Raw genomic sequence first — 24,470 nt, forward strand, 5'->3', positions numbered from 1 at the left:
CTCGAGCGATTCAGGAGTGGGCGACGACCTGTGCCGGTTCCTGCGGCAGGTCGACGCGGCGCGGAACCATGGTGAAATCGCCCTGTTCGACACCTCTGAGTTGGTTGACGTACTGGGTGGCGAAACCCGGGAACATGGTCGCGTTCAAGCCGTCCTCGGTGAGATACCAACTGCTGCAACCGGAATTCCAGGTCGTCTTCGCCAGTTTGCGCTGCATGTCCTCGTTGTAGGCATCCTGGACGTCCTGGCGCACATCGGCGCTGTGCAGATCTCCTTCGAGTACCAGAGAGATCGCCTCGACGATGTAGTCGATCTGCGCCTCCATGTACACCAATGCCGAACTGTGTCCCGGGCCGGAATTCGGCCCGAAGGTGAAATACATGTTCGGATAGCCCGATACTGCAATGCTCTTGTACGCCTTGGCTCCCGCGCTCCATTCGTCGGCCAGCACGCGGCTGTCGCGTCCGGTGATCGGAATGGGTGTTCCGGTGTTGGACACGTCGAACCCGGTCGCGAAGACGATGGCGTCGAACTGATGCTCGACGCCTTCCACGGTTCGAATGCCCTTGGGTGAGAGCGTCGCGATCGGCCAGGTCACCAACGTGCAGTTCGGCTTCTGCAGGGCCGGGTAGTAGTCGCTGGTCATCAGCAATCGCTTGCAGCCGGCCCGGAATCGGGGTGTCAGCTGTCGCCGCAGCCACGGATCGCGAACCTGCTGACGCAGATGCGCGCGCCCGACCAGTTCGACGATGCGCGTCAACGGGGTCTTCCACACGACACCGAGGGCAACGGACTCGTGCCCCCAGAACCACAGCGACCGCGCCAGGGCCTGCGTCTGCGGGTACCGGGCGTATCGATGCTTGGTGCCTGCCTGCACCTTTCGATTGATCCTGGGCAGCGTCCAACCCGGGGTGCGTTGGAACACCTTGACCGTATCGGCGATCTTCACCAGTTCGGGCACGATCTGTACCGCGCTCGCCCCGGTTCCCACGACCGCGACCTTCTTACCCTCGAAGTCGTAGTCGTGATCCCACCGTGCACTGTGGATCTTGTGTCCCTCGTAGGTATCGATGCCTCGAATGTTCGGCAGGCTGGCATTGGCGAGCGGCCCCGACGCCATCACCACCGTGCGCGCCCGAACATCGGGGTGCCCGTCGATGCTCACGTGCCAATGCCCGGCCGCCTCGTTCCAGATGATGTCGACTACGTTGTGTCCGAATCGAATACGCGATCCGATGTCGAACTCACGCACCATTGTGTGGATGTAATCGAGAATATCACCACTACCGGAATAGGTGTGCGACCAGTTGGGATTGGGCGCGAAACTGTACGAATACAGCCTCGACGGTATGTCGCAGGCTGCGCCCGGGTAAGTGTTGTCGCGCCAGGTTCCACCGACGGCGCTGCCGCGTTCGAGGATCGCGACATTCTCGATTCCACTGTTGCGCAGTCGGATAGCGGTACCGATTCCGGCGAATCCCGCACCGACGATCACGGCGTCGAGTACACCTTCGCGCACATCGAAATCGCTCATGCGACGGGCTCGTAGGTCAGTTCCTTGGCCCAGGTGGGCTCGGAATTGAGAGTCTTGGTCGGGTACCGGCGAGTGAGCTTCACCAGGCCATCCGCAACGCGGTGGTATGGATGCTTGCGGTTGATGACAATGCTGCTGTGCCACTGCACGAATCGATACATCGGCACGCGGAGCGCCTCGGGGCTACGCTCCCCCACACTGCGGAATCGCTTCATCGCGGTGTAGAGCCGCTCCTCGTCGACACCCATCTCGACGATGTTGTCGCGCATCTTGTTCAGCAGTGGGATGTAGCGCAGCAATCCGACGATGAGGGCCGGGTTCATCCAAGCACCGATGGTCTCGACCACCAGCTTGCGCATCCGGGAATGCCCGAGCAATTCGATGACCGCGAAATCGACCGCCAGATGCCGAGATTCGTCGGAGTTGATCTTCTTGAACACGGCCTGACACACCGGATCGTCGATCTCGTCCATGATGAACTTCACCAGCGCGCCGTCCAGGGCCACCTCGAGCATCGGTATGACGGTGCCCAGCACGGTCAGAGACAGCCCGTCGGAATGCTTGTCGAGCCAGTCGATGACGAGCTTGACGTTGACGTTCGGCTCGGGCATCCGGTCACCGTCGAGCATGCCCCAACGACGCATGAGAGCGAGCTCGGCGTTGGCGTGCTTCTGCTCTTCCGCGTGGAAGTAGCGATAGATCTCCGCGAGAGTCTCGTTCGGTGCCTTGAGCGCCATCGCCGCGAAGCCGCGAGCGCCCACGTTCTCGATCCACATCAGATCGGACATGAAGGGCTTGAGTTTGGCGTGCAGTTCGGGGCTGATGGTCTCGGCTCCCGGGCCGTCCCAGTCGATGTCCGCCAATGCCCACTGACGGTCCTTGATCTTGGTCAACATGTCTTCGAAGTCCATTGCCATGTCAGGCTCCTGTGGTTGTCGAGGTGAGGGATTCGTTCTTCGCCGGCTGCTGCTCGGCGGGCAGCACACGATTGAGCAAGCCGAGAAAGCGCACGTACACGGCGGGCAGCAATCTCTTGAACCGCCAGACGGTTTTGGCGTCGAACTGGGGCACGACGTAGAGCCGGCCCCGGTCGAATGCATCGAGCGTTCTGGCAGCGATCTTGTCGGGAGACCGTCCGGTCCAGCGCATCGCGAACTCGGCCAGTCGGGACGAACTCGCGGTGATCCGGCCGTCGACGGCAACGTTGGTCTTGACGAAGGTGGGACACAGAACCGACACCCGCACACCGGTACCCGAGAATTCCGCCGCCATCGTTTCCGACAGGCTCATCACTGCGGCCTTGCCGACGTTGTACGGACCCATCAGCGGCGCAGCGGCGAAGCCGGCGGCGGACGCGACGTTGATGATCCCGCCCTCACCCGCGGCCCGAAGCCCGGGCGTGAACACCTCGCAGCCGTGGATCACGCCCCAGAGGTTGATTCCCAAGGCCCAGTTCCAGTCCTCGAAACCGATGTTGCCGACGGGCTTTCCGCCGATTCCGACGCCTGCGTTGTTGATGAGCACCGTGGTGGGTCCGTCGAACTCGATACTTGCACGCAGGGCCAGTTCCTCGACGTTCTCGCGGATCGACACATCGCACTCGACGGCGTATCCGGTGCCGCCGAGGGCGTTCACCATCGCGACGGCCTCCTGCGCTCGCGGCAACGAGATGTCGGCGCACATGACGGCTCCTCCACGTCGAGCCAGTTCCAATGCGAACGCCCGGCCGATGCCGCTGCCTGCGCCGGTCACTACCGCTCTCGACCCGTACGAGGGTCTTCCGGTCTTGCTTCTCATCGACATACCTGTTCCTTCGAATTATGTTGTAGGGCTTGATTATCGAGCGCATACGCGATGAATGCGGATGCATGCTCTAGTGCTCGGTCGGCCTCGGGGATCAACCTCGGGAGAGCTTGGAACACGTGCATCTGATCGGGCCAGATTTCGAGTTCGCTCTCTCCGCCGGCCGCGTCGATCATGGAGTGCAGGTGTCGCGCATCGCCCCTGAGCATCTCGGCTCCGCCCACCTGGATCAGCGTCGGTGGCAGCTCTCGCACACGTCCGAGATCGAGCCGGAGACGCGGGAGATCCGCATCGTGGCCGTCGGTGTACAGCGCCACGAGTCCTCGCGCTGCCTTCGCCGAAATCATCGGGTCCTTGCGCGTGCGTTCCATGCGCGCCGATAGCTCGAAGTCGAGATCGATCAACGGCGAGAACAACACCAATGCTCCCGGCTGCGGCGTCCCGGTTCGGTCGTTCTCGATGATCAGGTCAGCGGCCAGGTGTCCGCCGGCAGAGTCCCCGGCGATGACGATGTTCGATGCGTCGTACCCCTGGCCCAGCAGCCAGCGGTACGCGGCTTCGAGGTCGTCGGCTGCGGCGGGAAATGGGTGTTCCGGGGCGAGCCGGTAGTCGACCGTGAACACCGGCAGGCTCGTCGCCCTGGACAATCGTGCGGTGAGACCACGGTGCGTCCGCGCCGAGCAGATGACGTATGCACTGCCGTGGATGTAGAGGATCACGCGTGGCCCCGGCGACAGGCCGGGTGCTCGCACCCACTCACCGCGAACCGGGCCTTCGGCCACGAGGTCCACTGCCGTTCCTTTCGGGACCGGACCGCACAGGTTCATCGAGGTGGCGACGAGGCGTCGAGAGAACTCGATGCCGCCGCCTGAGGTCGGCAGCAGGTTCGTCATCGGACGCAGAATCAGCCGAGTCATCAAGGCAGCCAGACGGGTTCGCCGAGACCCGGCCCTGAACGCGCCGCGAGGCAGGTAGTCGTCGTCGGTGGTCGGAGTCACGTCATCACCCTCACCCGCTATTCGCCATTTGTCAATGGCCTATTATTTAGTGGCGAAGTGTGCGACAGTGGCGTCCAACACCGAAAGCGCAAGGGAGCGAGCACACGTGACGATGTTCAGGAGTAATCCACCGGCGGAACTGGATGCGTCTGCCATCGGTCCCGAGGACAGGATCTTCGAGTTGGAGATCGCCGAGGTGACCCTCGAGACCGAAGATGCGATCTCCCTCGGCTTTCTGGTTCCCGAGCATCGGGAAGCGCAGTTTCGGTACGAGCCGGGACAATTCCTCACCCTGGAGATTCCGTGCACGGACGGCGGATCGGTGGCCCGGTGCTACTCCTTCTCCAGCTCTCCGGTCCGGGACCCGTTCCCCACTGTGACCGTCAAGCGCATTCAGGACGGTCTGGCATCACACTGGTTGCACGACAACGCTGTTCGTGGGATGCGACTCAAGGCGCTGAAGCCGTCGGGCATGTTCGGACCCAAGAGCTGGGACGACCATTTCGTCCTGCTGGCCGCCGGCAGCGGCATCACCCCGATCATGTCGATACTCGAGACCGCCCTGGTGCAGCACGAGAATCGGATCACCCTCGTCTACGCCAACCAGAATCGCGACTCGGTGATCTTCGCAGAGCGACTGACCGAACTGCGGTCTCGCTTTCCCGAACGACTGAACGTTCACCATTGGTACACCTCGGAATCGGGGTTGCCCACCGCTGCGGGACTGGCTTCGCTGGGTGCGAACATTCCGGCCGAGTGCGAGGTCTTCCTCTGCGGCCCAGCGCAGTACATGAACGTCGCCGAGGAGTGGCTCGCCCGGACCGGCACGGTGGCGCACAGAACCCATCGCGAGGTGTTCTCCTCCTTCGACTCGAATCCGTTTCGGCCCGGCGACGCGACGATTTCCGACGAACCGGGCGCGAACTCCATCACCGCTCAGGTCGAGATCGACGGAATGGAGACCGAGTCCACCTGGAATACAGACACGAAGCTGCTCGACCGACTCCTCGAGTTGGGTCTCGACCCGCCGTACGTATGCCGCGAAGGAACCTGCGGCGGTTGTGCGTACACCCTCACCGAGGGCACGGTGAACATGCTCGCCAACGAGACGCTCGACGAACACGAACTGCAGCACGGCGTCCGACTGGCCTGCCAGTCCGTGCCCGATTCCACGAGCGTTCGTGCGGTGTTCGACCGCTGATCCCGGAGGAGGGCGCTCAGCCCTCGAGCGTCAACGAATGCGGCTTCGAGGCGAACGCCGCGGCGGAGCCGGAGGCTCGTGCAATCCCCGCGATACCGCCCCAGACCATCATGGTGAGGTAGTCGATGAGCTCGTCGACCGTCATGGTCCGGTCGAACATCCACCAGTGCGACGCCAACCGGACCGCACCGATCATGGCGAAAGCGAAGGGCGTCGAGCCGGCCGTCGAGAACTCCCGCTCTCGAAATCTGTCGGCGATGACGGTCGTCAGCAACTCTGCGATCAGTTCTTCCGATGCGGTGACGATGTCCTGGTTGCCACCGACCGCATTGTTCGCGTGCACGTAGATGTAGATCTCGGGATCGGTGGCGACCGTCGTGACATAGGCAGTGATCACGGCACGGGTGAGGTGATATTCGTCGAGATCCTCGGAGATCGCGTCCCGGATCCGAGGCACCAGTGCAGTCTCGACGTATCGCGCCATCGCGGCGTTCGCGAGCCCCTTCTTGTCGGCGAAGTGTTTGTACAGAACAGTTTTCGAGACGTGGTTCGCCGCGGCGATCTCGTCCATCCCGATGTCGTGCCCATGCCGACGAATGGCGGCCAGTGTGCAATCGAGTAGTTCACGGCGCCGAGTGATCCGGTGATCGTGCCACCGATGGCTTCGCCCGTCGACCTTCTCCGGCACGGTCACGCCGAGCGCGAGACGGTTCGTGATCCCCTCAACAGAATCGAGGCGACCAACTCCGGATCGTCCGACATCGGAACGTGCCCGAGCCCCGAGTACGTGCAGACGTCTGCCTGCGGAAACGTTCGACGCACCAGCGGTGCCTGATACACCGGCAACACCAGGTCCCGGCGTCCCCACGCGACGGTGACAGGAACGGACTCGTCGACCGGAACGCTGAAGCGCGGCACTGCGTTACCGGCCGCGTCGATCGCACGATTGGTAGTGATGCTGAGCGCGTCGATCGTGGCCGTTGCCGCGGGAACTCGCCACGGCTTGGCGTAGAAGACAGCGTTGGCGATCGTGCGTCCCACGACCGAACGCATGACGGTCGGTGCGATCGGGCTCATCACTCGAGACAACGCCCGCAACAGACGGAACACGAAGAGCGCCCGAGTCTGATCCCAGTGTCCGCGAAAGAAACCGGCCGGTGACAGGGCGGTCGCCGAGGCGACCGACCCGCGGGCAGCAAGTTCCATCGCGAAGTATCCACCCAACGAATTACCGGCCACGTGCGGCTTCTCGCCGTCCACCGCAACGTAGTCGAGAAATCGCTCCAACTCGGCCACGATCCACGGACCCAGGTCGAATTCCTCGGTGGGCAAGTCCGGTGACGCGCCGTGACCGGGCAGGTCCACCGTCACCACTCGTCGATGCCGCGCCAGTATGTCGACGACACTGTCCCACGCATGTTGTCTGTGCACGATGCCGTGAATGAGCACCAATGTAGGGCCCTCACCCCGGATGGTGTGCGCGAGGGTCAGACCGTCGATGTCGGAAGTCACTGCGTGCCGACCTTTCTCGGCCAGATGCGGTATACGGGCGCGATATCCGCCCCCGCCACACGGGCGTTGTCCGCTCGGCCGAACGTCATCGATTCCGTCAGATCGTCGAATCGTGCGTCGATCCTGTCGAGAATGTAGTTCTGCCGCACCGACCAGGGACGTTCGGTCCCCGATTTGGGTAGCTCGTTCAAGGAACGCGTGACGTATCCGCAGGCGAGGTCGACGACCGGACGAGAGTCCACGGCCTTGCCCTGTCGGTCCGGGATCGCATGGGTGTAGCCGTGAGACCGCATGTACACCAACAGTTTGGCTACTGCCTGCGCCGTCATGTCGGCCTTGAGCGTCCACGATGCATTCGTGTACCCGATGGACCATGCAACGTTGGGTACGTCCTCGAGCATGTGACCCTTGTAGACGAACTTGTCGTGCACCTCGAGCCGCTCACCGTCCAGAGACAATTCGATACCCCCGAACGCCTGGAGCTTCAATCCGGTTGCGGTGACGATGATGTCGGCGGGGATCTCGTCACCAGATTCCAACCGGATCCCGTCGGCGGTGATCTCGGCTATCCGGTCGGTCACCACAGTCGCGCGGCCGGTGCGAATGGCCTTGAAGAGATCGCCGTCCGGCACGACGCACAGCCGCTGGTCCCACGGGGCATACGTCGGCTTGAAGTGCTTGTCGACGTCGTATCCACGCGGAAGCTGCGCCTTCGTCATCGCCCGGAACACCCTGCGGGCCGTCTTCGGCGCACGTCGACACAGCTGATACGAGCCGACCATCAACAGTGCATTGCGCCACCGCAGTGCACTGTGCGCGAGGGAGTCCGGCAGTACACGCTGAGTGAGGGTGGTGAACGGATCGGTCATCGGCAACGACGCGATGTAGGTCGGCGAGCGCTGCAGCATCGTCACCGACGCAGCATCGACCGCGAGCGAAGGCACCAAAGTGATTGCGGTCGCGCCACTTCCGATGACAACGACCCGCTTACCGGTGTGGTCGAGACCTTCCGGCCACTGCTGGGGATGCACCACCTGCCCGGTGAACTTCTCCATCCCGGGAAGATCCGGGGTGTACCCACCCGAGTAGTCGAAGTAGCCGGTACACAAGAACACGAATCGACTTCGATACGTCCGCGGCACGCCGTCGGACAGTGTGTCGACGGTCCACAGGTCCGTCGACGAATCCCAGTTCGCCGCAACGACCGAGGTCGAGAAGTGCGTGTGCTCGTCTATGCCGTTGGCGTGGGCGGTTTCGACGATGTAGTTGCGAATGTCTTCGCCATGAGCAAGGAGGGTGTCTCCCTGCCATGGCGTGTGCGGGAACGAGAACGTGAAGATGTCGCTGTCCGAACGAATACCTGGGTACCGGAACAGATCCCAGGTACCGCCTGCTCGCTCGCGCCCTTCTAGGATCGCGTAGCTGAGCTCCGGTGCCATCTCCTGCAAGCGATACGCGGCTCCGACTCCCGAAATACCCGCACCGACGATGAGCACATCCCTGAAGTTGTCGTGGATCGAACCGTCGACCTCGGGCCAAGTATCTGCATTCATCGACGCGCCTCGCTGTCTCACCGAACACCATCGCCCGGACGCCGACCGAGCAGCGACACCGCGACTAACATCACATAATGTGCCATTGACTGGTGGCGGTGTCAATGGCAGCCTTCGTGACAACACAGACAGGAGCTGTCATGGACCGCACTCTCTTCGCTGGGTGTACACCCAACGCAACCGGAACCAGTAGCCGATGACTCCCGTGGCGGTCGGGGCTGCGGGAGTCATCGCGCTGATCCTGCTCACGTCGAGAGGATCGGGACTGGACTTCGACCGGCGCTCGTTGTCGACGGCCTACTCAGCGCGTGCGGCGCGCGCACGCCGTAGAACGTGGTGGCCGCGTTCGACGAAGTAGTCGCAGCCCGCCGAGCAGCACAAATACGGCTACTCGTCGTAGTGACCCGAAACACCGTAGTCGGACGTATGTTTCGGACCGTCGAGTTCGACTCATACTTACCGGCGTCGTCCGCGACGTCACCGCTCCGGATTCCGGAGACGACCTACACGAAAGAGGGATACCGATGGCCGACTTCATCGACAAGGCTCAGCACAAGGCAGAAGAACTGGCCGGGACTGCGAAGGAGAAGGCCGGTGAGGCCACCGGTGACGACAGCCTTCGCGCCGAAGGGGCCACCGACCAGGCCAAGGCCAACACTCAGCAGGCTGCCGACAAGGTTTCCGACGCCGCCGAGAGCGTTGCCGACTCCGCGGCCGGCGCTGCCAAGCAGGCCAAGCACGCAGCTGCAGACGTTGCCGACAAGGCAGCCGACACCGCCGCAGACGTCAAGAGCGCCGTCCAGGACAAGGTCGAGAACGTCGACGTCGACGACGTGAAGGAGAAGGCCTCCCAGGTCGCCGACAAGGCAGCCGAGAAGGCCTCCGCCGTCACCGACGACGTGAAGACCACGGTCCGCAACATCGACAGCGAGGATGTGGCCGAGGCCGCGAAGGTCGGCACTCCGATCGTCGCCGCCATCGCAGCCGCCGCCGGTGCCGTCGCATTCGTGCTGATCCGTCGCCGCAACCGTCGACGCAGCGCTGCACACCTGTTCGTTCCGTCGAAGCGCACCACCCGCAAGCTCGCCAAGAAGGCGCGTAAGCACAGCTTCTGAAGGTGATCACCCGAAAGCCCCGCCTCGTTTTCAGGCGGGGCTTTCGCTCGTTCTACAGCGGTTTCAGCGCCCGGCTGGGCACCCAATGTGTGACGGTTTCGCTCCGGTCTCGCGACATCAGTTCGTAGGTGACGCGACCCAACCAATCGCCGTCGACGGTGATGGACCATTCGACCAGATCCCCCGGGACCACGCGTCGAACATCGAAGCCTTCCGGATTGAACTTCGACGCGTGATGTGGCGGTAGCGGGTAGAGGACGTTCAGATCGATCCACACCTTGAGCGGAGGTCTGAGCATCTTGAACGGACGCACGGCAGACGCGGGTCGAGGTTGAGCGCGTCGTGCCATCGTTCGATCATACGTTCGATTCGGACGCAGTCACACCTGTCCCCGCAACGAGAAACGGCCACCCGCACGCGAGGTGCGGGTGGCCGTCTTCGATCAGAAGGAATCAGATGCCGAGCGATCCTGCCAGGAACGGCCAGGACTTGTGCAGGTCGTCCTGCCAGTAGCCCCAGGAGTGGTTGCCGACCGGACGGAAGTCGACAGTTGCCGGGATTCCCAGCTGGTCGAGACGCTTGGCCAGGTTGGACGTGCAGAAGTTGGTGGCCAGCTCGATGCCGCCGCCGACGATGACCTGGTTGGCGAGCGTCGCCGGGTCGTTCTTCAGTCGCGGGTTGGCGAAGGTGTCGTTCGGGATGCCGGGCAGTCCGCTGCCGGTGCTCATGTAGATCTGGGTGCCGCGCAGCTTCTCGGCGTTGAGCAGCGGATCGTTCTCGCGCCACACGGGGCCGTCGAGCGGGCCCCACATGTTCTCGACGTTTCCGCCGCCGTACGTCTCGACGACGAGCTTGACGAACTGCTGACCGATCGGGTCCGAGGTCTGCGCGCAACCGCTGTATGCCGCGACACCGGTGAACTTGCCGGGGTACTTGATTGCGATGTTGAGAACCGACGTGCCCGTCATGGACAACGCTGCCAGCGACTGGCGACCGTTGGTGTCGAACTGCGCATCGATCAGCGGAGGCAGTTCTTCACCGAGGAAGGTGCTCCACTTGTTGCTGCCGAGCTTCGGATCGTCCTGCAGCCAGTCGGTGTAGTAGGACCACTTGCCCTTCTGCGGAGTCACGATGTAGGCGTTCTTGTCCGACAGGAAGGCCTCGGCGTCGGTCTGCGACTGCCACGATGCCGCATCCTCGCCGCCACCTGCACCGTTGAGCAGGTACAGCACCGGACGCGACACGCTCTCGTCGGCGGGGCGCTGCACCGTCACCGGAATGGTGCGGTTCATCGACGCGGAGTACACCTGGAGCTGAACCTGGCGGCCGTCGAGGGTGTTCACCGATTCGATTCGCGAGCCGTTGCTCGACTGAGTCGTTGCGGCGGGCAGTTCGTCCGCGGACGCGACGGGCGTCATCAGCGCGGTCGGAAGAATCGCCACTGCGAGGGCGACGGCCGCAGCCGAACCGAATCGCTGGAAGCCGTGTCGTCGAGATCGTGGCACGCTGTTTCACCTTTTCGTCGAGTTACACCGGTCGAGTTTCTACATCGGCCGAAGATGAGGTGACGTTACCTCGAGCAAACGTCCCGAGCGTTATGGACCGGACGAATCCGAGACGCGATCGTGATGCTCGCGCTCGGCCCTCGAACCGAGGACGAGACACACCAGGATGACGATCATCGCTACGACAACGCCGACGGGAAGTGGCGAATACAACCAGACAATGGGCGGCACATAGTCGTCGGATGTCCCATCCGTCCAACCGAACACCCGCGGCGGCACCGGTGCCGACACCGAGAACAGCGTCAGTGCGAACGGTACGAGCGGACCGATGGTCGACGCCACCGTGCGCGTCGCTCGTGCCGATCCGACGAGCAATCCGACAGCGATGGGATGCAGCACGCAATAGCACACAGCCCCAACGGTATTGATCGAGTCGTCTCCGATGGGCAGTAGACCGGTGGCCGTCACAACGGTCAGCAGTGCACACGCGGCCGTGGTGAGATCGCGTCGCAGGCCCACTCCCACCGCTCCGGCGAACAACACCGCGGCCACGACGAGTACCCACCACGACGCGTCGCCCCACCCGAGCGCATTGACTCCCGACGCCGCTATCGCCAAGCCCGACATCACGTATCGGCCGTCGAGGCCACCGAGGTCGAACGCAACACCGTATGCCACCAAGACGGCGATCGCGACGGCGAAAATCCACGTGCTCGCCGTCGACGTCGTATTGCCCAGATAGATGTAGACCACCAGACAGACGAATCCCAGCACGAGAGCGGCTACTGCGTCGGAGGTTTCGAATCGGCCCACGGATGCCCGCCGGACGGCCACGAGCAGCACGATAGTGGTTGCGAGAAGGAGGAGTAGCGGGACCGTGGATTCCACCAGATACGGCCCCAGCCCGTCCATCCACCGACCCTCACGCGGTCCGCGTAGCCGGGAGATCGCGCTGTAGAACAACATCGAGCCCAGCAGTCCTACTGCAAGGCCGCCCGACGGGAGCCTGCGTCCACCGGCGATGGATCCGCAGATGCCGACCAGAGCGCCGGCACCGAGCGCATTGGTCGTCACCGCTTGATTGGCCGCGATCGGCACGAAGGACGGCAGCGCCACCAGCAGGGAGCCGAGAACGGTTGCTACGGCTGCCGATATCCGGGGCCGGCGGCGATGGACCATCACGAGCACGAGCACCGCCATCAGAACCGTGAGAGAACCAGCCCACTGCGCGGTGACGAACGCTCCGTACCACTTCCCCGTCGACTCGATGTGGAACACATCCTGGCCGAGGGATTCACGAATCGAATATCCGGCCACGAATCCGCCGATGGCCGTGGCCACTACGGGCAATACGCGATCCGCTGCAATCACGCGTTCAATGTAGAGGGCTTCCCAATCGACGGCCGTGTGTGGTCTATTCAACGCGAACCCAACGTCAGGAGTACGCCATGTTTCGTCGTATCGCCGTCACGGTTGCTGTCGTCGCAGGTGCCGCCGCACTCGGAGTCGGTACCGCCGACGCCGACGAATGGCCCGTCGCGCCGCCGTACCCGAGCCCGACTGCTCCGCAGGACGTCACCGGAGTGTTCCTCACTCCTCAGGACCCGGACTACTGGAATCCCTTCGTCAGCGAGAATCGACTGACCTCGCCCTACGGCAACAGCACTCGCATCGTGTGCACCGGATTCCATGGCGTACTGCTGGAGTGCTGGCAGGCCGACTCGAACGGCAACCCGCACAAGCTCATTCCGCTGAGTATGGACTACCCGGGTTCGACTGGCCACTTGCTCCCCGGCGGCGGTCCACGGCACTTCGTCTACCCCGGCTACATCCCCGGCATCGGCTGACCCTGTCGACACCGCCGGCAACTGATCTGAGTGTCCACAATTCGCCCTGGTAAGCGGGATTCCGTACGAGGGTGAAAATAGTGGGCGCTCAGGTCAGTTGTACGGTTTGCGCGCCGTTTCCGGGTCGCCGTAGGTGATTGCCCGTTCACGTCGTGTTCCGCTGAGAAGTGTTGCGCCCCAGTTGATCAGCGTCCCGGCTCGGTTGCGTTTACCGGCCAGGAATGCGATGTGGATGACGCCCCACGACACCCAGCCCAGGAATCCCGACATCTTCAGCGGCCCGGCCTGCACCAGTGCGTGCCCGCGGGCGATGTAGGCGGCAGTGCCCAGGTCTCGATATTTGAAATCCGAACGTGCAGAACCAGATACGTCGGCCGCGATTGCCGCACCCGCAGCTTTACCGCCCTGCATCGCCACTTCGGCGACACCGGCGAGACCGTTCAACGCCATGATGTCGCCGACGACGAACACGTTGCGGTGACCCGGCACGGACAGGTCGGGCTGCACGGCGATCCGTCCGGACCTGTCCTGCTCGACGCCCAGGGCGTCGGCCAGATTCTTCACGAACGGAACCGCTTCGACGCCTGCGGTCCACAGCACGGTGCGAGTGTCGTGGCGTGTGACGGTCTTCGGTTCGGCCTTGGCCGTCACCTCGACGTCGGTGGCCGTGACGTCGGTGACGTGAACGCCGAGATGCGTTTCGACTCCGACCGTGTCGAGGGTGCGCTGAGCCTTCTTCGTCAGGGAGTCGGGGAACGATTCGAGCACTCGGTCACCGCCGTGGAACAGCAGAACGCGCGCTTCGGACGGGTGGATCGAATCGAATTCCTTCGCCAGCGCCCGGGTGGCGAGTTCCCGTATCTGCCCGGCCAATTCGACTCCGGTGGGCCCTCCACCGGCGACGGCGAAGGTGAGCCAGGGGCGACGCTCTTCGGGGGTGGGCAGGGACTCGGCCATCTCGAATGCCGAGATCAGTTTTCGCCTGATCGCCAAGGCGTCGTCGAGGGTCTTCATGCCCGGTGCCCACTGCACGTATTCGTCGTGGCCGTGATACGCCTGCTGCATTCCGACGGCAACCACGAGGTAGTCGTACGGCAACTCGAACGTCGACCCGTCGAAGCGGCTCGCCGTCACCACTCCGCCATCGCCCACGGTTGTCACCGAGGTCGCTTCACCGAGAGCCACCTTCACGTTCTTCTGCTTGCGCAACAGGTGACGCAACGGGCTGGCGATCGAGCCTTCGGAGAGAAGGCCGGTTGCGCACTGATAGAGCAGCGGCTGAAAGACATGAGAGGTGCCTCGTTCGAGAACGGTGATGTCGACATCCGAACCGTGCAGCCGGCGGGTTGCATACAACCCGCCGAAGCCGCCGCCGAGGACCAGGACCCGTGGACGTGACATCGTCGATACTCTCCCTCGATCCGACCCGCAGAACACAATTCCTCGCGCGTCACAGCGTACTCGAGGGCAACGGCGTGTAGTCGTCCCCCGCCGGGCCGCGCCCCGGTCTGGGGTGCGGCCCGGCAACGTTCCGACAACGGATCAGCCGAGCATCCGCTGCATCGTGTCGATTTCCTGCTGTTGCGTGGCCACGATCGTGCGAGCCATCTCCTGCGCGTCGGGGTTCGAGCCGTCCGCAATCTCGTTGTTCGCCATCTCGATCGCGCCCTCGTGATGCTCGATCATCATCGTCAGCCACTGACGGTCGAACTCCGGGCCCGACAGACCGGTCAGGGCGTCCATGTCCTGCTGGGACATCATGCCCATACCCGAGCTGTGGTCCATTCCGCTCATCTCACCCATGTCCGACTGGGGTGCGGGCTGACCCCATTCGGCGAGCCAGGCCGTCATCCGGTCCATTTCCGGTTGCTGCGCGGCTTGGATCGCCGACGCCAGTGCCACGACGTCCGGATTGTCGGTGCGACCTTGAACCATGTCAGCCATGTCGACGGCCTGCGCGTGGTGCGGGTACATCATCCGCGCGAACATGACGTCGGCGTCGTTGAACTCCGCCGATGCCGATGCCGATGCCGAATCCTGAACGGAAGCCGATGAGGTAGTCGACGTCGACGAATCCGACGTGGTGTCGCTGCTGCAGCCGGCGACGAGGAATGCGCTCACGGTGGCGGCAGCCACCGAAGCGACGAGTGTTGTACGCATGTGAAACTCCTTGAACGAGTGTGCAATACAGGGCTCTAGGTATGCCGATCCGCCGGTGGTCGTGCGTCCACCGGGCTCCCTGTCACACTCGCAAGGTCACCGATCTGTCCAACTCCCACAGAGTCCACGGCGGCGCACGCTCCGATATGGAATGGACGCGCCCACCGATCCCGTCCTCCGACATGACCGGGTGGGCGACATCGACGCTCGTCGCCGGGACCGACAGCGCAGCCCACGACACGGTGGTTCCCGCGCACGGATGCATCATCTGATGTCCCGACGGGCAGTCGTGCTCACCGACTGCCACCTGAACCGGGTCCTCGTGGTGGGTCGCCGACGCCATGGCCGCATGCTCGCTTCTTGCCGACGTGGTCGGTGTCACCGAATGCATCAGCAGTACCCCGAGGATCGTCAGCGCGATCAGCAATCCGGTCGCCGAAGCAAAGCCCGGGCGACGGCGTCGGATCACTGAATGCATGTCACCGACGATAGCAAGACATACCCCCCAGGGGTAGCAGTGAGGGCATTCCGGCTCGAGCCGAGGGACTTCCGACTCTGTCTGCTCTCCAGCGAAGGGGCCATGCTCGAGGTGTACCTGAACACGACAGTCAACGAACGGGAATACAACATGAATGCATCGAGTCGGGTCGTCGTCGGAGTCGACGGATCTGCCACATCGCTCGACGCGGTCCGTTGGGCAACGCGTGAGGCGATACGACGCCACGCCCCGCTCGAGTTGGTCACGTCGTCACTGTTCGCACCGGGAACCTACGGCGATGCCATCAGCCTCCGGATCGGCGCGTTCGCAGATCCGGACGTCGAGGCCAAGCGGGTCCTGACCGCTGCGGTCGACGTTGCGCACAAGACCGCGGCAGGCAATTCACTGATTCTCGACACTCGTCTCGAACATGGCTCGGCTGCACGCAATCTGACGCACTTCGACGTCGCGCCTGCCTTGATCGTCGTCGGTTCGAGAGGCCTCGGTGAGTTCACCGGCGGATTGGTCGGGTCGGTCAGTACCGCCGTCGTGTCACACGCCAAGTGCCCTGTTGCAGTGATCAAGTCGAACACGGTCAGCGACGGGCCGGTGGTCGTGGGTGTGGATTGCACGTCCAACAGCCAGCCGGCCATCGGATTCGCGTTGCGCGAGGCGTCGATGCGAGGTGTCGACCTCGTTGCCGTACACGCGTGGAGCGACCTCGAGCTCGGGAGCGTGCTGACCCGCGACGAAGAAGGTCCGTGGGCCGATTCCGAACTGGCAGAGAAGACTTCGCTGGCGGAGAGCCTGGCCGGGTGGTCGGAGGACTACCCCGACGTCACCATCCGCCGGGTGGTGGTTCAGGACAGACCCGTTCGCGAACTGGTCCGCGCCTCCGAGAGCGCGCAGCTGATCGTGGTCGGCAGCCGCGGCCGGGGCGGCTTCGCCTCGATGCTGCTCGGATCGACCTCCCGCGCACTGCTGCATTCGGTCGATGTCCCCGTCGTTGTCGTACCCACGAACCGATGACCGCGTCCACCACCGAGACCACCTACAGCTCCGATGAACTCGACGCCGATCTGCGCTACTGGGCTGCCGCGAACTACCTGACGGTTGCCCAGATCTACCTGCAGGACAACGTATTGCTACGGCAACCACTGACGGTGGAACACATCAAGCCCCGACTGCTCGGGCACTGGGGCACCAGCCCCGGTCTGTCGATGATCTACACGCTGCTCAATCGCCTCATCTGCCGAACCGGTTCGGATTGGCTGTATGTCACCGGTCCCGGTCACGGTGGCCCGGCGTTGGTCGCGAACACCTATCTCGAAGGCACGTACAGCGAGATCTATCCCGACATCTCGCTCGACAGCGACGGTGTGCGTCGTCTGTGTCGCCAATTCTCCACTCCCGGTGGCATTCCGAGCCATGTGAGCGTGCAGACCCCCGGCAGTATCCACGAGGGTGGCGAGCTGGGGTATGCCCTGATCCACGCAGCGGGCGCGGCGTTCGACAACCCCGATCTGGTGGTCGCCTGTGTCGTCGGCGACGGGGAGGCCGAAACCGGTCCGCTGTCGGGTTCATGGAAGATCCCGGCGTTCCTGAACCCGGTTCGTGACGGCGCAGTGCTGCCCATTCTGCATCTCAACGACGCCAAGATCTCCGGCCCGACAGTGCTCGGGCGCAGCACCGATCAAGCGATTGCCGACTACCTCGGCGGTCAGGGTTGGGCACCGATCTTCGTCGAGGGCGACGATCCGCGAGAGGTGTTCCCGGCCTTGCAGTTCGCTCTCACCCGCGCCCACGACGATATTCGGAGAATCCAGCGTGCGGCCCGCGGCGGCGAGTCGCACCACGGAAGTGCATGGCCTGCAATCGTCTTGCGTACCCCGAAGGGCTGGACCGGGCCACACGAGGTCGACGGCAAGCTGATCGAGGGAACGCACTGGGCCCACCAGGTCCCGCTGTCCGGCGTCCGCGAGAACCCGTCGCATCTGGCGCAGCTCGAGCAGTGGTTGCTCTCCTACGATCCCGGATCACTCTTCGACGACAACGGCGTACCCGCGGCGCACATCAGTGAACTCACTCCGACGGGCGACAAGAGGCTCGGGGCCACTCCCCACGCCAACGGCGGTGTGCTGTTGCAGCCCTTGGTCATTCGCGAGCTCGAGAACTACGCTCTGACGATCGACTCCCCGGGACGCGTCTCACACGAGACGACCACCGTACTCGGGGAGATGATGCGGGATATCTACCTCGACAACGCACGACCCGACGGCGGTGGCACATTCCGCCTGTTCTGCCCCGACGAGACCGCCAGCAACCGTCTGCAGGCCGTGTTCGAGGCCACCGACCGATGCTGGCAGCTGCCGACCACCGAGTTCGACGACAACCTGGCCGCCGACGGCCGCGTCATGGAGGTGCTCAGCGAGCATCTGTGTGAGGGCTGGCTCGAGGCGTACCTGTTGTCGGGCCGACACGGATTGTTCGCGAGCTACGAGGCTTTCGCGATGGTGAGCGTGTCGATGCTGATCCAGCACACCAAGTGGCTGCAGCATGCGGCCACTCTGGCCTGGCGCGCACCCGTCGCCTCGTTGAACGTACTGCTCACCAGTACGTGCTGGCGCAACGACCACAACGGGTTCAGTCATCAGGGGCCCGGACTGATCGACGCGGTGATCCCTCTGGCACCCGATGTGGTGCGTGTGTGGCTGCCACCGGACTCAAATACTCTTCTCGCCGTTGCCGACCACTGCTTTCGGAGCCGCGGACACGTCAACGTGCTGGTGGTCGACAAACAGAGCCATCCCCAGTATCTGACGCTCACTGAGGCTCGCGCACACGCAGCAGCCGGTGCCTCGCGGTGGGACTGGGCCGGTACCGAGAACACCGCTACTCCGCGCGATCCTGAGATCGTGCTGGCCTGCGCCGGCGACGTTCCGACCGAGGAGACTCTCGCTGCAGCGGACCTGTTGCGTAACTGGACTCCCGAGTTGCAGGTGCGCGTGGTCAACGTCATCGACCTGATGGCGCTACTACCCGTCGCCGATCATCCACACGGGTTCTCGGAGGATCAGTTCGCCGATCTGTTCACCGACTCGGTCGATGTCGTCTTCGCTTTCCACGGCTACCCCCGGGCGGTGCACCAGCTGCTGCACGGCCGTCCGAACGCGCAGAGATTCCACGTCCGCGGCTTCATCGAACAAGGCACCACGACAACACCGTTCGACATGGTGGTGCTCAACAAGATCAGTCGCTACCACCTGGCGATCGAAGCACTCGACCGAGCACACACGGTGCCGGCCGGTGCCGAGGAACTGCGGCAGCACTGCCGGGACCAACTGACCCGGCACGACGCCTACATCCGGAAACACTTCGAGGATCTACCCGAGATTCGCGAATGGCGGTGGTCGTGACGGATCGGTTGCTATCCGCGAGCGATGATCAGCGGACAGTCGACGCGGTGGGCCAGTGACCGAACGGTGGATCCGAGCAGTTGGCCACTGAAACCGGTGCGTCCGCTCGAACCGACCACCACGGCCTCTGCGCGCACCGCCGCGCCCAGGATGCGTTCGACGACGTCGCCGCGCAGCACTGTCTGCTTCACCACCACGTCGGGATACAGCTCGCTCCACCCGGACAGGTTCTCGGCCAACACGGTTCGGCCGGTGGACACAATTGCCTCGGACTTGTCCGACGTCGACGCGTCGGGTGACGAGACGAGTCGGTCCGTCGACACGTGGACTGCAACAAGGCCAGTGCCCCGAAGCGAGGCCTCCTCGAAGGCCAGCCGGACGGCCTCCTGGTTGTGCGCCGAGGCGTCGACTCCGAGGACGACCGGTCCCCGTGCCGAATGTAATTCCACGCTGCGCGGCACGATGACTACCGGACAGCGCGCCTGCACAGCCACCGCCGTGCTCACAGAGCCGAGCAGCTCGGCGAAGTACTCGCCGTTGCCGCGTGAGCCGACCACCATCATCGACGCGGTGGCGGACTCGTCGATCAGCGCCTGAACAGTCGGTCCGACAATCGGTTCGATCATGATCGTCAGCGCGTCGGGTTTCTCGACCGACCGCCGCGCGACGAGGGATGCCGACGTCAGAATCGAATCAGCACGTGCATTCTCCTCGGAGCCGAGGTGCGACGGGAGTGCGACGAAACTGGTGTAGAGGGCCCTGATTTGGTACGCAGACACCAGCTTCAACGGTGCTCCGCGTAATTCGGCTTCGCGTGCGGCCCAGCCGACCGCGTCGAGTGACGAACCGGATCCGTCGACGCCGACGACGATCGCCTTCGAGTTCACGGTACTCATGCGTGCGGCACAACGAGGACGGGGCATTCGGCGTGCCGCAAGACTTTCGTCAACGTGCTTCCCGGCACGCGATCGCGCTCGTGCCCCACCACCAGCAGCTGTGCAGTGTCGGACACCGCGATCAGTTCCGAACCCGCATCGGCCTCGGCGTAGACCGACGCGACCCGCACCGAAGGATAATCGGCGCTGAAGGGTTCCAACCGGACGTCCATTGCCGACTCGGGGTGCAGATGGTCGACCGGACCGCCGATGGCGCTGGCCAGAATGGTCGAGACAGTCTGGGTGTGCACGGCCAACACGCTGGCCCCGCGCATCGACGCTTCGTGGAATGCCTGCGCCACAACGAGGTCCGATGCCGAAACCTTCGCGTCTCCCAGAGCGGCGACGACCGCGCCGTCGCGCTCGGAATCGAAGGTGTGCACGATCGCCACGGGGTTCGGTGAGCATTCGACCACCGTGCGCACCATGGATCCGAGAACCCGTGCAGCGATCGAATTCTCGGTCTTGGCACCCAATACGATCAGGCACGCAGACGCTGCTTCGGACAGCATCACCGTTTCCGGGACACCCTGTAGAACAACAGCTTCCACGATGACGGTCGGGTCGCTCGCCCTCGCTATGATCGCGGCCTGGTCCAAGACGGTGCGCGCATAGTCACCGTCCACGTCGGGTGCCCCGTATACCGTTTCACGCTGAATCTGGGGTTCGATCACATGTACCAGTCGCAGTGATGTTCCTCGGCCTCGCGCCTCACGCACTGCGAAGCGCACTGCATCGAGCGCGGCCGTCGATCCGTCGATTCCGACCAGAACGGGTCCGGTGGTGTGTGAGATGTTCATCGGGGTCCTCTCGGTGGTGCGACGCAGGATCAGCACCGTCACCGAAAACGCTACGAGCTCATCGCCACTCGCGGTAACGGCCGGAGGTCATCGAAAGAGGTGACCAACGACTGGAGCCGTCAGGGCAGCGGTACCGCCCACGTCACATCGGTGCCGCTGCCGGAGGCACCGGGGCAAACGGTCATGGTCCCGCCGCACTCGGCCGCACGGGCCCCCAGGTTGGACAACCCACTGGTGGTGGTGTTGTCAGGCATACCGACCCCGTTGTCGGACACCACGATTTCGAGCTCGTTCCCCACCGACAGAGTAACGGTCACAGTGTCGCCCTGGGCGTGATGAACGACGTTGCTGACAGTCTCGCGGACAACGGCAACGGCATGATCGGCGAGTTTGGTGTCGACGACCGACAGTGGTCCGAACATCCGCACGACGGCACGGATATCGACGTTCTCGGTGAGTTCGAGTACCGCGCTGTTGATACGTTGCCGCAACCGTGTTGCGGAGTGGGATGTGCTCTGCAGGTCGAAAATGGTCGTCCTGATGTCCTGCACCGTGTCCTGCAGGTCGTCGATAGTTCTGGACAGACGCTGCCGTAGGTCCGGGGACTCGGTGCGCTGCAGGGTGCTCTGCAGCGCCAATCCTGCAGCGAAGATCCTCTGAATCACGTGATCGTGCAGGTCACGGGCAATACGATCCCGGTCGGACAACACGTCGAGTTGATGCATCCGCCGACTGGCGTCCGCGATCTGCATCACCAGCGCGGCCTGGTTGGCGAAGTTCGAGACCAGTTCGAGTTGGGTCTCGTCGAACGGTCCCCGCCCCGCGGCGCGCAGAACCACCAGGACTCCACTGACGCCCTCTGCCACGCGGAAGGGTGAAATCATTGCGGGTCCGAAAGCAGAGCCCAGTTCCTTGACCCCGTAGTCGAGTCGCTCCTTCCGCAACGCTGTTCGACGCCGAAAGGCTACTCCCGAGCTCGAGCCCTCGATCGGAACGACTGCCCCGATCATTCGATCGGCCCCGAGCCCGTCGCTGACCGTGACGACGAGTTGCGTGACATCCCCGAAGGCTTGGTCTGTGTCCTCGGGTACCGCGATGAACGCCGCATCGGACCCGGTCAGGTGCAACGACTTACGCGCCACCATCTGCAGTACTTCGTCGATGTCCGTCCCGGAAAGGAGCTCGGTGCCGATGTCCCGCGTTGCCTCCATCCACGCCTGACGCACCCGCGAGTCCTCGTACAGTCTCGAGTTGTCGATGGCGATGCCGGCGGCGGACGCCAACGCCTTGGTGACGACTTCGTCGTCCTCGGTGAACTGCTTGCCGCCCTTCTTCTCGGTGAGATAGAGATTGCCGAAGATCTCGTCGCGAACCCGAATCGGCACTCCGAGAAAGGTTTTCATCGGAGGATGGTTGCGCGGGAACCCCACCGATTCCGGGTGCGATGTCAGATCGTCCAGACGTAGCACTTTCGGTTGGTCGATCAATAGTCCGAGTACCCCGCGTCCGGTGGGGAGCGGGCCGATGGCCACCCGGGTGTCCTCGTCCATGCCGTAGTTGATGAACGCACTCAATCCGTGGCCTTCTCCGCGCACGCCGAGCGCACCGTACTGGGCGTCGACGAGCTTGACGGCCGATTCCACGATCGAACGCAGCGTCACCTCCAAATCGAGTCCCGAGGTGATGACGAGCATCGCGTCGAGCAGACCGTCGGCTTGAATCCTCGCATCGGCGATGCGACCGATACGATCCTGCACCTCGGCAAGCAGCTCCCCGAGCCGGAGTTGCGGTAGCGAAGACCGGGTTTCCCCGTGCTGGTCATCCATCCCGGGACCCCGGTTTCCGGTGGGCAGGCGGATCGCCGTCGGCGAGCTTCGACGCATACACCGCAGCTTGGGTGCGGCGTTCCATCCCGAGCTTGGCGAGCAGCCGAGACACGTAGTTCTTCACCGTCTTCTCCGCCAGGAACATCCTGGCCGCGATCTGTCGGTTGGTCAGGCCCTCTCCCAGCAGATCCAGCAGGGTGCGCTCCTGGGGCGTGAGGTGATCGATAGGGCCCGATGACGCCGTCCCGGCTCGCAATTTGTCCATCAACGCCGCGGCTGCACGGTTGTCGAGCAGCGACCGGCCGGAACCGACGTCCTTGATCGCTCGGGTCAGTTCCATGCCGGTGATGTCCTTGACGACATAGCCGCTCGCGCCCGCGAGTATCGCGTCGAGCATGGCCTGGTCCTCGGTGAACGAGGTCAGCATCATGGTCTTGAGGTTCGGCAGTCGATCGAGAAGCTCACGGCACAGTTCGATGCCGTTGCCGTCGGGTAGCCGCACGTCGAGCACCGCGACGTCGGGCTGCAGGGCCGGAATTCGGGCCAGCGCCTGCGCAAAACTACCTGCCTCGCCGATGACCTCGAGATCGGGATCGGAGTCGATGAGGTCGATCAGACCGCGCCGCACGATTTCGTGATCGTCCACCAAGAACACCGTGACCACGTCGACACCCCTCTACCTGCGTCCATGTCGAACGCCTCGACTTCTGAGCCTACGGGGGACGGGCGGCGGTGGTCCGACCTTTCGTCACCGAAACAGAGGACCAAAGTCCTCGGTCCAGGTGTTGTTGTCCTGCCGCGCCCGAGGCTGTGCGCGGCGTCTGATGGATGTTCGACACCACGACCGAGGAGGAAATCGATGGGTCCACTTCCGACCATCGTCGGGGTCGACGGTTCGGCGGCGGCTCTGGACGCGGTGCGCTGGGCCGCTCTCGACGCACGATTGCACCTGTCCGATCTGCTTGTCGTCTCGGCGACGTCGCTGCCCAAGGTCTTGACCGGGTTGGGCGTCCTCCCCGATACCGTGGTGCACCAGGCCAGATCGGAAACCGACCGAATTCTCAGCGAGGCCCGGGAGACTGCGTCTCGTGGGACGGCGACAGTCACCGTCGATACCGTCTCGTCCGAAGCCTCTGCGGTGTCCACATTGCTCGAACTGTCCGAGACGGCCCGCATGGTGGTCATTGCCACGCGGGGGCTCGGTGGCACCGAGCAGCGGTCACTCGGCTCGATCGGATTCGCCGTCACCACTCATGCTCGCTGCCCGGTCACCGTGGTGCGTGGCTGGACCGACGGCAGTATCGACCACGCGATCCAACCGGTGGTCGTGGGCGTGGACGGCACCAAGGCGAGCGCTGCCGCAATGACGTCGGCGTTCGAGGAGGCGGATGTTCGATCGGCACCACTGACTGCGGTGCACTCCTGGTCGGACACGGATCTGTCGATCGGCTTCCCGATTCGAGGAATGGAGTGGCCGGACAACCGACGCGCGGCTGCAGATCACTTGGCGCGGCTGCTCGAACCGCACACTCGACTCCATCCGACGGTGTCGGTGCGGTCCGTGGTGGTCAAGGACAAACCGGTGCAGGCACTTCTCGATCACGCCCAAGGTGCTCAGCTGGTGGTGATCGGTAGTCACGGACGCGGCGGCTACGCGGAGATGATGCTCGGCTCGACCAGCCGGTCGGTGCTGACGCGAGCGCACTGCCCGGTCACCGTCGTGCCGTCGCCCGGTCGCCTCGCCGCTGTTACCCACCGGCCCATCATGTGACTGTCCCCGACCGGAC

The 24,470-nt window shown here is 63.9% G+C and carries 24 protein-coding genes; 7 read left to right on the plus strand and 17 right to left on the minus strand.

The window, feature by feature from the left end; genetic code table 11:
• Positions 1–10: 10 nt before the first annotated feature.
• From J1M81_RS05995 to J1M81_RS06010, 4 genes are read right to left on the minus strand one after another with little or no spacing between them, the layout of a single operon-like run.
• The gene (locus tag J1M81_RS05995) at positions 11–1,534 is read right to left on the minus strand and encodes an NAD(P)/FAD-dependent oxidoreductase (protein WP_206497729.1); all 1,524 of its coding nucleotides are present in this window, start codon (positions 1,532–1,534) and stop codon (positions 11–13) included.
• The gene (locus J1M81_RS06000; protein WP_032366903.1) at positions 1,531–2,451 is read right to left on the minus strand and encodes a hypothetical protein; all 921 of its coding nucleotides are present in this window, start codon (positions 2,449–2,451) and stop codon (positions 1,531–1,533) included. Before J1M81_RS06000 ends, J1M81_RS05995 begins: the two co-directional genes overlap by 4 nt.
• A 1-nt stretch (position 2,452) precedes the next feature.
• Positions 2,453–3,331 (minus strand): SDR family NAD(P)-dependent oxidoreductase, encoded by an 879-nt coding sequence (locus J1M81_RS06005; RefSeq protein WP_032400365.1) that lies wholly within the window; start codon positions 3,329–3,331, stop codon positions 2,453–2,455.
• Positions 3,328–4,335: an alpha/beta hydrolase gene (locus J1M81_RS06010; protein ID WP_308051222.1), complete on the minus strand. Its 1,008-nt coding sequence runs from the start codon at positions 4,333–4,335 to the stop codon at positions 3,328–3,330. Before J1M81_RS06010 ends, J1M81_RS06005 begins: the two co-directional genes overlap by 4 nt.
• Before the next feature lie 112 nt (positions 4,336–4,447).
• Between J1M81_RS06010 and J1M81_RS06015 the strand changes: the two genes are divergently transcribed.
• A complete protein-coding gene (locus J1M81_RS06015; protein WP_206497890.1) occupies positions 4,448–5,536 on the plus strand; it encodes a ferredoxin--NADP reductase in 1,089 nt (362 codons plus the stop codon).
• A gap of 16 nt (positions 5,537–5,552) precedes the next feature.
• On the opposite strand, the gene J1M81_RS06020 is transcribed toward J1M81_RS06015, so the two are convergent.
• The 3 genes from J1M81_RS06020 to J1M81_RS06030 are packed head-to-tail and all read right to left on the minus strand — an operon-like array spanning position 5,553 to position 8,601.
• Entirely contained in the window at positions 5,553–6,230 is a 678-nt protein-coding gene (locus tag J1M81_RS06020) for a TetR/AcrR family transcriptional regulator (RefSeq protein ID WP_206497730.1), read from the minus strand.
• Positions 6,227–7,048 (minus strand): alpha/beta fold hydrolase, encoded by an 822-nt coding sequence (locus J1M81_RS06025; protein ID WP_374223894.1) that lies wholly within the window; start codon positions 7,046–7,048, stop codon positions 6,227–6,229. The genes J1M81_RS06020 and J1M81_RS06025 overlap by 4 nt, the downstream gene beginning before the upstream one ends.
• Positions 7,045–8,601 carry an NAD(P)/FAD-dependent oxidoreductase gene (locus tag J1M81_RS06030; RefSeq protein WP_206497731.1) on the minus strand — a complete coding sequence of 519 codons (1,557 nt, stop codon included), beginning with the start codon at positions 8,599–8,601 and terminating at the stop codon, positions 7,045–7,047. The genes J1M81_RS06025 and J1M81_RS06030 overlap by 4 nt, the downstream gene beginning before the upstream one ends.
• 196 nt (positions 8,602–8,797) lie before the next feature.
• Here J1M81_RS06030 and J1M81_RS06035 point away from each other — a divergent pair, with 196 nt between their 5' ends.
• Both J1M81_RS06035 and J1M81_RS27000 read left to right on the plus strand, forming a co-directional pair.
• Complete coding sequence (locus J1M81_RS06035) at positions 8,798–8,959, plus strand: hypothetical protein (RefSeq protein WP_155288534.1); 162 nt, start codon at positions 8,798–8,800, stop codon at positions 8,957–8,959.
• Between the two features lie 166 nt (positions 8,960–9,125).
• A complete protein-coding gene (locus J1M81_RS27000; RefSeq protein WP_206497732.1) occupies positions 9,126–9,716 on the plus strand; it encodes a CsbD family protein in 591 nt (196 codons plus the stop codon).
• Between the two features lie 52 nt (positions 9,717–9,768).
• On the opposite strand, the gene J1M81_RS06045 is transcribed toward J1M81_RS27000, so the two are convergent.
• From J1M81_RS06045 to J1M81_RS06055, 3 genes are all read right to left on the minus strand, one after another.
• A complete protein-coding gene (locus J1M81_RS06045; RefSeq protein ID WP_027495602.1) occupies positions 9,769–10,065 on the minus strand; it encodes a hypothetical protein in 297 nt (98 codons plus the stop codon).
• A 103-nt stretch (positions 10,066–10,168) separates the two neighbouring features.
• Positions 10,169–11,134: an alpha/beta hydrolase family protein gene (locus J1M81_RS06050; RefSeq protein WP_205914390.1), complete on the minus strand. Its 966-nt coding sequence runs from the start codon at positions 11,132–11,134 to the stop codon at positions 10,169–10,171.
• A 177-nt stretch (positions 11,135–11,311) separates the two neighbouring features.
• Positions 11,312–12,592, minus strand: a complete 1,281-nt coding sequence (locus J1M81_RS06055; protein ID WP_206497733.1) for a hypothetical protein — start codon at positions 12,590–12,592, stop codon at positions 11,312–11,314.
• A 77-nt stretch (positions 12,593–12,669) separates the two neighbouring features.
• Between J1M81_RS06055 and J1M81_RS06060 the strand changes: the two genes are divergently transcribed.
• Positions 12,670–13,068: a hypothetical protein gene (locus J1M81_RS06060; protein ID WP_032400384.1), complete on the plus strand. Its 399-nt coding sequence runs from the start codon at positions 12,670–12,672 to the stop codon at positions 13,066–13,068.
• Positions 13,069–13,161: 93 nt separating this feature from the next.
• On the opposite strand, the gene J1M81_RS06065 is transcribed toward J1M81_RS06060, so the two are convergent.
• The 3 genes from J1M81_RS06065 to J1M81_RS06075 all read right to left on the minus strand — a co-directional run bounded on the left by J1M81_RS06065 (position 13,162) and on the right by J1M81_RS06075 (position 15,706).
• Positions 13,162–14,469, minus strand: coding sequence for an NAD(P)/FAD-dependent oxidoreductase (locus J1M81_RS06065; protein ID WP_032400363.1), 1,308 nt, complete (start codon positions 14,467–14,469; stop codon positions 13,162–13,164).
• Positions 14,470–14,610: 141 nt separating this feature from the next.
• A complete protein-coding gene (locus J1M81_RS06070) occupies positions 14,611–15,228 on the minus strand; it encodes a DUF305 domain-containing protein (protein WP_206497734.1) in 618 nt (205 codons plus the stop codon).
• 82 nt (positions 15,229–15,310) lie between these two features.
• Positions 15,311–15,706, minus strand: coding sequence for a DUF6153 family protein (locus J1M81_RS06075; protein WP_027495587.1), 396 nt, complete (start codon positions 15,704–15,706; stop codon positions 15,311–15,313).
• A 150-nt stretch (positions 15,707–15,856) separates the two neighbouring features.
• On the opposite strand from J1M81_RS06075, the gene J1M81_RS06080 reads away from it, so the two are divergent.
• Entirely contained in the window at positions 15,857–16,735 is an 879-nt protein-coding gene (locus J1M81_RS06080) for a universal stress protein (protein WP_206497735.1), read from the plus strand.
• The gene (locus tag J1M81_RS06085) at positions 16,732–19,122 is read left to right on the plus strand and encodes a phosphoketolase (protein WP_206497736.1); all 2,391 of its coding nucleotides are present in this window, start codon (positions 16,732–16,734) and stop codon (positions 19,120–19,122) included. The genes J1M81_RS06080 and J1M81_RS06085 overlap by 4 nt, the downstream gene beginning before the upstream one ends.
• An 11-nt stretch (positions 19,123–19,133) precedes the next feature.
• On the opposite strand, the gene J1M81_RS06090 is transcribed toward J1M81_RS06085, so the two are convergent.
• The 4 genes from J1M81_RS06090 to J1M81_RS06105 form a co-directional block, all read right to left on the minus strand.
• On the minus strand, positions 19,134–20,018 hold the full coding sequence (locus J1M81_RS06090) for a universal stress protein (protein WP_032374981.1): 885 nt from the start codon (positions 20,016–20,018) through the stop codon (positions 19,134–19,136).
• Positions 20,015–20,857: a universal stress protein gene (locus J1M81_RS06095; protein WP_139278416.1), complete on the minus strand. Its 843-nt coding sequence runs from the start codon at positions 20,855–20,857 to the stop codon at positions 20,015–20,017. Before J1M81_RS06095 ends, J1M81_RS06090 begins: the two co-directional genes overlap by 4 nt.
• A 119-nt stretch (positions 20,858–20,976) precedes the next feature.
• The gene (locus J1M81_RS06100; protein WP_080733394.1) at positions 20,977–22,683 is read right to left on the minus strand and encodes a GAF domain-containing sensor histidine kinase; all 1,707 of its coding nucleotides are present in this window, start codon (positions 22,681–22,683) and stop codon (positions 20,977–20,979) included.
• A complete protein-coding gene (locus J1M81_RS06105) occupies positions 22,676–23,347 on the minus strand; it encodes a response regulator transcription factor (protein ID WP_032374979.1) in 672 nt (223 codons plus the stop codon). Before J1M81_RS06105 ends, J1M81_RS06100 begins: the two co-directional genes overlap by 8 nt.
• Positions 23,348–23,542: 195 nt before the next feature.
• Here J1M81_RS06105 and J1M81_RS06110 point away from each other — a divergent pair, with 195 nt between their 5' ends.
• Complete coding sequence (locus J1M81_RS06110) at positions 23,543–24,454, plus strand: universal stress protein (RefSeq protein WP_032374978.1); 912 nt, start codon at positions 23,543–23,545, stop codon at positions 24,452–24,454.
• Positions 24,455–24,470: the final 16 nt, after the last annotated feature.

This window comes from Rhodococcus sp. KRD175, from assembly GCF_017168275.1.
GTDB lineage: Bacteria > Actinomycetota > Actinomycetes > Mycobacteriales > Mycobacteriaceae > Rhodococcoides > Rhodococcoides fascians.

Excerpts from the sequence above, each read along its gene's own strand:
- J1M81_RS06100 (WP_080733394.1), bottom strand. The coding sequence starts at position 22,683 with ATGGATGACCAGCACGGGGAAACCCGGTCTTCGCTACCGCAACTCCGG.
- J1M81_RS06065 (WP_032400363.1), bottom strand. The coding sequence starts at position 14,469 with ATGTCACGTCCACGGGTCCTGGTCCTCGGCGGCGGCTTCGGCGGGTTG.
- J1M81_RS06060 (WP_032400384.1), top strand. The coding sequence starts at position 12,670 with ATGTTTCGTCGTATCGCCGTCACGGTTGCTGTCGTCGCAGGTGCCGCC.
- J1M81_RS06080 (WP_206497735.1), top strand. The coding sequence starts at position 15,857 with ATGAATGCATCGAGTCGGGTCGTCGTCGGAGTCGACGGATCTGCCACA.
- J1M81_RS06015 (WP_206497890.1), top strand. The coding sequence starts at position 4,448 with ATGTTCAGGAGTAATCCACCGGCGGAACTGGATGCGTCTGCCATCGGT.
- J1M81_RS06035 (WP_155288534.1), top strand. The coding sequence starts at position 8,798 with ATGACTCCCGTGGCGGTCGGGGCTGCGGGAGTCATCGCGCTGATCCTG.
- J1M81_RS06050 (WP_205914390.1), bottom strand. The coding sequence starts at position 11,134 with ATGACGCCCGTCGCGTCCGCGGACGAACTGCCCGCCGCAACGACTCAG.
- J1M81_RS27000 (WP_206497732.1), top strand. The coding sequence starts at position 9,126 with ATGGCCGACTTCATCGACAAGGCTCAGCACAAGGCAGAAGAACTGGCC.
- J1M81_RS06110 (WP_032374978.1), top strand. The coding sequence starts at position 23,543 with ATGGGTCCACTTCCGACCATCGTCGGGGTCGACGGTTCGGCGGCGGCT.
- J1M81_RS06005 (WP_032400365.1), bottom strand. The coding sequence starts at position 3,331 with ATGAGAAGCAAGACCGGAAGACCCTCGTACGGGTCGAGAGCGGTAGTG.
- J1M81_RS06095 (WP_139278416.1), bottom strand. The coding sequence starts at position 20,857 with ATGAACATCTCACACACCACCGGACCCGTTCTGGTCGGAATCGACGGA.
- J1M81_RS06030 (WP_206497731.1), bottom strand. The coding sequence starts at position 8,601 with ATGAATGCAGATACTTGGCCCGAGGTCGACGGTTCGATCCACGACAAC.
- J1M81_RS06075 (WP_027495587.1), bottom strand. The coding sequence starts at position 15,706 with ATGCATTCAGTGATCCGACGCCGTCGCCCGGGCTTTGCTTCGGCGACC.
- J1M81_RS05995 (WP_206497729.1), bottom strand. The coding sequence starts at position 1,534 with ATGAGCGATTTCGATGTGCGCGAAGGTGTACTCGACGCCGTGATCGTC.
- J1M81_RS06090 (WP_032374981.1), bottom strand. The coding sequence starts at position 20,018 with ATGAGTACCGTGAACTCGAAGGCGATCGTCGTCGGCGTCGACGGATCC.
- J1M81_RS06045 (WP_027495602.1), bottom strand. The coding sequence starts at position 10,065 with ATGGCACGACGCGCTCAACCTCGACCCGCGTCTGCCGTGCGTCCGTTC.
- J1M81_RS06085 (WP_206497736.1), top strand. The coding sequence starts at position 16,732 with ATGACCGCGTCCACCACCGAGACCACCTACAGCTCCGATGAACTCGAC.
- J1M81_RS06000 (WP_032366903.1), bottom strand. The coding sequence starts at position 2,451 with ATGGCAATGGACTTCGAAGACATGTTGACCAAGATCAAGGACCGTCAG.
- J1M81_RS06070 (WP_206497734.1), bottom strand. The coding sequence starts at position 15,228 with ATGCGTACAACACTCGTCGCTTCGGTGGCTGCCGCCACCGTGAGCGCA.